Below are 1,447 nucleotides of genomic sequence, written 5' to 3'. Positions count from 1 at the left end.
GATTCGACGTCGTCGGCCTCGGGGAGTCAATGCTGTCGCTCTCTCGCGACCCAAACTCCAACGGCTTCTTGTGGGATGTCGCCGGTGCCGAATCCAATGTCACCCGAAACTGCGCCGCGCTTGGTCTGCGCACCAGCTGGGTCAGTCGACTCGGCACAGGAGTCGCTGGTCCAATGGTCCACGAGGTCATTGCGGGCGCTGGCGTCGACCTGTCAGCCGTTACCTTCTCCGAAGACGCCCCAACCGGGTTGATGCTCAAAGGCCCCCCGGGCTCGCGGTCCCGGGTGCAGTACTACCGACGGTTCTCAGCGGCGTCCCAAATGTCGAAGACTTCAGTGGACATTCCACAGTGTCTCGATGCGGCGGTGCTTCATCTGAGCGGCATCACGTTGGCATTGTCCGAGAGCTGCAGTGATCTCGTGCTGGCTCTACTGGAAGCGGAAACCAGCGCGCTTCGTTCGTTCGACCTCAACTGGCGTCCGACGCTGTGGCCCTTGAAAGCACCAACCGAGTTCTTGGCTGACGTAGCGAATCGTGCCGACATCGTCTTCGTGGGATTGGACGAGGCTGAAGCAGTGTGGGGGTTATCCGACCCCGCTGACGTTCGAGCACTTCTCGATCGACCGAAATACCTGGTTGTCAAGGACGGTGCGGTCGGGGTCCATACGTTTGTGGGTGACGCCGTTCGGTTTGAACCCGCGCTCAGCGGAGTGGTCATCGACCCCGTGGGTGCTGGTGACGCGTTTGCTGCCGGGTTTCTGTACGGAATCGTGAAGCATCCCGATGATGTTCAGCGATGCCAACGACTCGGCCACGTCATTGCAATGAGTGCAGTGACGAACCGCAACGACGTCGGACGCCCACCCGAATGGTCAACGATCGATCAAATGCTGGACCTGGCTGACCAGGAGTGGGCCTCGCTGGTGTACACCGACGGCTTGTCGACCTGACCCGACCGCATCGGCCCGCTACTCAACGTGCGGGTCGAGCAAACCAGCGACGAAGAGCTTCCAAGCCTGCGGGCTGAGTGAGTTCTCCACCGATACCAACCGCCAGTGCTCCCGTAGCGAGATAGGCCTCAGCATTCTCAAAGTTCACGCCGCCTGTTGGAACGAATTGCATCTGGGGGAATGGCCCACTCAGAGCACGAAGATACGCCGGCCCGTCGAGTTGTGCGGCCGGGAACAGCTTCGTGGGAGTGAGCCCGAGCGCTGCTGCGTGCTGAACTTCCGATGGGGTCGCTACTCCGGCAAGAATCGGGGTGCCACGGTTTCGGGCGGTCTGGACAACCTCGGTTGAGAGCCCAGGAGAAACCAGGAACTGGGCCCCGTCGTCGATCGCCTGTTGCGCCAGTGACACCGAAATGATCGACCCGGCGCCGAGCATGTGGGGGCCGTCGGGCCATTCGTTCCTGGTCTGGCGAAGGGCCTGCGCACCCTGCTCGTCT

At 61.8% G+C, this 1,447-nt stretch carries 2 protein-coding genes; one reads left to right on the top strand and one right to left on the bottom strand.

What is annotated here, in order from left to right:
• On the top strand, nucleotides 1–950 hold a 950-nt coding region (locus ACH2EI_RS07350), incomplete at its 5' end, for a sugar kinase (RefSeq protein ID WP_395159577.1).
• A 22-nt stretch (nucleotides 951–972) separates the two neighbouring features.
• Here the strand turns inward: ACH2EI_RS07350 and ACH2EI_RS07345 are convergent.
• Nucleotides 973–1,447, bottom strand: a 475-nt coding sequence (locus ACH2EI_RS07345) for a bifunctional 4-hydroxy-2-oxoglutarate aldolase/2-dehydro-3-deoxy-phosphogluconate aldolase (RefSeq protein WP_395159575.1), incomplete at its 5' end; no start/stop codon positions are given.

The sequence above is a fragment of the Ilumatobacter sp. genome, from assembly GCF_041688325.1.
Classification (GTDB): Bacteria; Actinomycetota; Acidimicrobiia; order Acidimicrobiales; family Ilumatobacteraceae; genus Ilumatobacter_A.
The sequence above is the reverse complement of the archived record's forward strand: the minus strand, read 5'-3'. Positions and strand labels throughout refer to the sequence as shown.